The 4,043-nt window shown below is 68.5% G+C and carries 5 protein-coding genes; 4 read left to right on the forward strand and 1 reads right to left on the reverse strand.

All coding sequences use genetic code 11. From position 1 onward, the window contains the following. The first annotated feature begins 213 nt into the window (after positions 1 to 213). A complete protein-coding gene (locus tag ACIBVN_RS60610; RefSeq protein WP_397151961.1) occupies positions 214 to 894 on the forward strand; it encodes a DUF402 domain-containing protein in 681 nt (226 codons plus the stop codon). Positions 895 to 1,040: 146 nt separating this feature from the next. After that, positions 1,041 to 1,553 carry a hypothetical protein gene (locus tag ACIBVN_RS60615; protein WP_397151963.1) on the forward strand — a complete coding sequence of 171 codons (513 nt, stop codon included), beginning with the start codon at positions 1,041 to 1,043 and terminating at the stop codon, positions 1,551 to 1,553. A gap of 227 nt (positions 1,554 to 1,780) precedes the next feature. Here ACIBVN_RS60615 and ACIBVN_RS60620 read toward each other — a convergent pair whose 3' ends face one another. Beyond that, positions 1,781 to 2,095: a helix-turn-helix domain-containing protein gene (locus ACIBVN_RS60620; protein WP_397151965.1), complete on the reverse strand. Its 315-nt coding sequence runs from the start codon at positions 2,093 to 2,095 to the stop codon at positions 1,781 to 1,783. Positions 2,096 to 2,101: 6 nt separating this feature from the next. Here ACIBVN_RS60620 and ACIBVN_RS60625 point away from each other — a divergent pair, with 6 nt between their 5' ends. Together ACIBVN_RS60625 and ACIBVN_RS60630 are read left to right on the forward strand one after the other, a co-directional pair. Then, positions 2,102 to 3,091: a hypothetical protein gene (locus tag ACIBVN_RS60625; protein ID WP_397151967.1), complete on the forward strand. Its 990-nt coding sequence runs from the start codon at positions 2,102 to 2,104 to the stop codon at positions 3,089 to 3,091. Then, on the forward strand, positions 3,088 to 4,043 hold a 956-nt coding region (locus ACIBVN_RS60630), incomplete at its 3' end, for a hypothetical protein (protein WP_397151969.1). The genes ACIBVN_RS60625 and ACIBVN_RS60630, both read left to right, overlap by 4 nt.

A 4,043-nucleotide genomic window follows, 5' to 3' on the forward strand; every position in this document is an offset into this window, starting at 1 on the left:
GGGGTGTTCACGAATAGCGCTGGCCTGGGGCGGAGTAGGTACTCAGAAGATCGCTTCCCGAGGGGACGTTGATCGTTTCCCGCGTTTCATTCGATTTCTGCCCTGCGACCCGGTATTCGTCGACGACTGATCTTGGTAGACCCTGCACCCGAATTCAGCTCGTCAGACTACGAACCCTTCCTGCCCGGGTGTCGGATGTTGGAAGATCGCTGGATGACGATCAATGTGCCGGGGCGCTTCGAGGTGGGGACGACCGTGGTACGCCGCCACGTGTGGGGCGGCAAAGTGTGGTCGGCGATGCCGTACCGAGTGCTGGAGGACGTCGGTGACTATCTGACGGTGGCCAGTTGGCCGGGCTTGCGTGGTTTGGTGTCGACCACGTGGATCAAGGCGTTCTTGGACGATGGGCACGGCCGGGATCAGACCATTCAGGAACTGGCTTCGGGCACGTGGCGGCTGGGGTGGTGGGCGTGGCAGGGCACCACGGTACGTAGTTGGTATGGCCTGGACGCCTACTTCACGGTGCGACAGTACTTTGACGCTGATCGACGCCCGCTTTCCTGGTATGTCGACTTCGACCTGCCGAAGCAGCGCACTCGCATGGGTATCGACACGTTCGATCTTTTGCTTGATCTGGTCGCCGAGCCCGACCTGTCGCGCATCCAGTGGAAGGATGTGGAGGAGTATGAGCATGGTCGCCGGCTCGGGCTGATCGATGATCGCGCGCATCAAGGTGTCCTCGCGGCGCGCGAGGAAGTAGTCGGGCTGATCGAATCGCGACAGGGGCCCTTCGCGCACGACTGGTCGCCTCTGCCCTTGGAGGGCTGGCGAACGCCTGTGTTGCCTGTTGATGTTCGGTCTGGCGCTGTGAGCTCTGGCCTTTGGATCAGTTAGTTGTCCGACAGGCACCTGGATGCAGGTGTTGATCTTCGTTGTGGTAGTGACTGCCAGCACTTCGCCGCTTACAGTGTGGAGTTGTTGGACCGCATAGCGTGAAGCGGATCGGATGGGCGCATCTGCGCTCTCTCGTGGAGGGCGACGTGACGTCACTGCTGGAACGTTTGGCCCAGGCCGAGGCGGCTGCCACCGAGAAAGCGGCCACGCTACGTGAGCAACTGGCCGCGGCAGAGGAACAGCTCCGGCGCCTGTCCATTACCCGCGAGACCCTCCTGACATTGTCAGCCCAGAACGAGCAGGTGGCGGGGGCGGGCGAGTCAGGCGCCGAGGAATCGGTCGAGGCAGGCAAGCGGCATGAGCCGGACAGCCCAGTCGGACCTTCAGGCGGGACTGCGGCGTTGCCGGAGTTGCGCGGGGTTCGCCGGCAGACGGTGGCATTGCTGGCCACGGCGCAGCAGCCGATGCGGGTGCGGGATGTGGTGGTGGCGCTGGGCCAGCCGGACGATCGGGGAAAGGTGGAGTCGATGCGGTCGCGGTTGCTGCGACTGGCCGCCGATGGATGGCTGACCCGCTGCGAGGGCGGCACCTATGCGATCGCCTCGGGCGTGAACGGCAACGCCCCGGCCTGGAAGGGAAGTGAGCCGACAGCTCCGTGAGTGACTGAAGTGGGGTGCCGCCGAGATTAGGCCCTCGACGGCACCCGAGGTTGCGTGAGCACCCTCCAGTTCTAACCGACAGTGGCTCGCGCACTCCCGAGAGTAACCCGGATGGGATGTCTTGGGGAGAGGCGTCGAGCCTGGATTTCGCCTGCCCTGCCGCGGCAGGGACGAGGCGGGAAGGATCGGCGATGCCCTCACCAGGGCGAAGGCGGGTTCGTCGCGGGTCAGCTTCTCCCGGATCCGCCGGGCGGGGCAGGCCAGAGCCGGATGGCCAAGCTGGCTTCGAGTTGGGCGATGGTGGCGACGTCGGGCCAGCAGCGACCAGCGACGAGGTCGTTGATCGTCTGCCGATTGACGCCGGACATCACCGCGAGACGGCGGAAACTCAGCCCTTGGTCGGCGATCACCTCAGCCAGGGTGGCGGCGATCGCTTGGACGACGGCGGCGGCCACATGGCCGGACAGGTCCGCGTGGGGCCAGTTCTCCGGGTCCTCGGCCAGGTCCCGGGGAGATCGGGACCGCGCGCGTCCTCCGACCATGACAAAGTGCTCCTTTCGGTGGATGTCGTCGCGCTGCGTAACGGCAGGTTGTCCTGCCGCTATGGGTGGGGTGTGACCCTCGACGCGCAAACCTCGGCCATGATCACCAGCTACCGGCCGCAGAAACCCCTGCCGGAATGGGACCTTGTCGCCGACCGCGTGCGGATGCTGGTCGCCGCCAGCGCCGACCGCTCCCCCTACCGGGTGGAACGGCTGCTCACCGCGACCACCCGTCTGGCCGTGTGGTGTCACCGCTCTGGCCTGCCGGATGACCCGGAAGTGTGGTTGCGGCACGAGACGATCGACGCGTTCGTCCTGACCGGCTGCACCGATCTGGCCCCGAGTTCGGCGCAGACCTACCGCAGCTGGCTGCGGCACATGCGCGCCACGCTGGCCTGGCTGGAACGCGGCGAACAGGCGCCGCCGCCGATGACAGCCCCCAAAAAGGTCAGCCCGCCCTACTCGCCGGCCCAGCTCGGCCGTCTTCGCGGCTGGGCCGAACGCCTGCCCGGCCAGGCCAGAGGCGACGCTCTGGCGTTGATGGCGCTCGCCTTCGGTTGCGGTCTGACCTCTGGGGAGGTGGCCGCCGTCCGGGCCGGGCATCTTCGTCGCCTGGACTCCGGCGCGGTCGTGGTGACCGTCCCCGGCACCGAGCGGTTGATCGTCTGCCGCGCCGCCTGGGAGAACGTCCTGGTTCATGCCGCCGACCAGCCCGGCGACCGGTTCGTGTTCCGGCCCAGGCGCGCCGCCCGGCACGCCAAGAACCTGTTCAGCTCCTGGACGGCCCGCCACACCCCGACCGGCGGCCTGCCCGCCCTGTCGGTGCGCCGGCTGCGCTCCTCCTGGATCGTCGAGCTGCTGAGCGCCCGCATCGATCTGGGAGTGGTGGCCGCCGCGGCCGGGATGAGCACCTCCGCGCTGGCCCGCTACCAACATTTCGTCCCCGCTTTGGACCAGCCCACCGCGGTCGCGCTGCTACGCGGCCGCGCCAGTTGAGTACAGCGACGCCACGCGCCTGGCCGCCACGCACCACCCGAGCCCGAACCACCCGACCCCGGCCTCCCGCCAAGCAGACGGCACAGATCCCCGACGCCCTCACCAGCCACTACGCCCGGCTGCTGGACGACTCCGGCATCATGCCGCTGATCGACGCCGAACTCGGCCCACGCCCCGGACCGGCGGGAGTGCCCATCCGGGCCGTGCTCGTCTGCCTGATGGTCTCCATCCACCACAGCGGCAAAGCCACCCTGGCCGAAGCCTGGCGACTGGCCGCCTTCTGCCTGTCCCCGACCGCCCGACAGCAGCTGGGACTGGACGCCGACCGGCCACCTGCCGACGATCCACACGCCTGCCTGGCCGACAACCGGCGCTTCTACCGCGCCTTCGACCGGCTCACCAGCCTGCTGGACCCCGCCCGGCACAACCGCCGCACCCGCCTGCCCCAGCACCAGGCCGACGCGCTGGCCGCCGCCTGGGACGACGACGATCCCGACCACACCCGCAAGCGAAACCTGCTGCAAGACATCGTCACCGCGCTCGTGCTCACCCCGGCCTGCTGGGGCAAAGGCCGCGGCTACCTGGCAGGATTTGGCGGCGACGTCGGCATCGACACCACCGCCACCCCAGTCTTCGCCCGCCCACCCCACGTCCGCCGCTCCACCAGCGAACTCATCGCCTCCACCGAGATCACCGCAGGCTGGCACCACTCGGCCGGCAACGGCCCACCCGAGTACGGCTACAGCGCCACCCTCACCGTCGCCGCCCGCACCCGCTCGGCACTCGGCTCCTTCCCACAACTGGCGCTCGGCCTGGTCCTCGACACCCCGCACAAACGCATCGGCGCCAACGCCATCACCACCCTGAAGCCCCTGGCCGCGCTCGGCTTGCCCGCTGCCTTCGCCGTCGTCGACCGCGCCTACACCGACCAGCAACCCGCCCACTTCGCCCA

The organism is Nonomuraea sp. NPDC049400, from assembly GCF_044466425.1.
GTDB lineage: Bacteria > Actinomycetota > Actinomycetes > Streptosporangiales > Streptosporangiaceae > Nonomuraea.

What these genes read in the sequence shown, in the direction of transcription:
- ACIBVN_RS60620 (WP_397151965.1), bottom strand. Translation starts at nt 2,095, where the DNA reads ATGGTCGGAGGACGCGCGCGGTCCCGATCTCCCCGGGACCTGGCCGAG.
- ACIBVN_RS60610 (WP_397151961.1), top strand. Translation starts at nt 214, where the DNA reads ATGACGATCAATGTGCCGGGGCGCTTCGAGGTGGGGACGACCGTGGTA.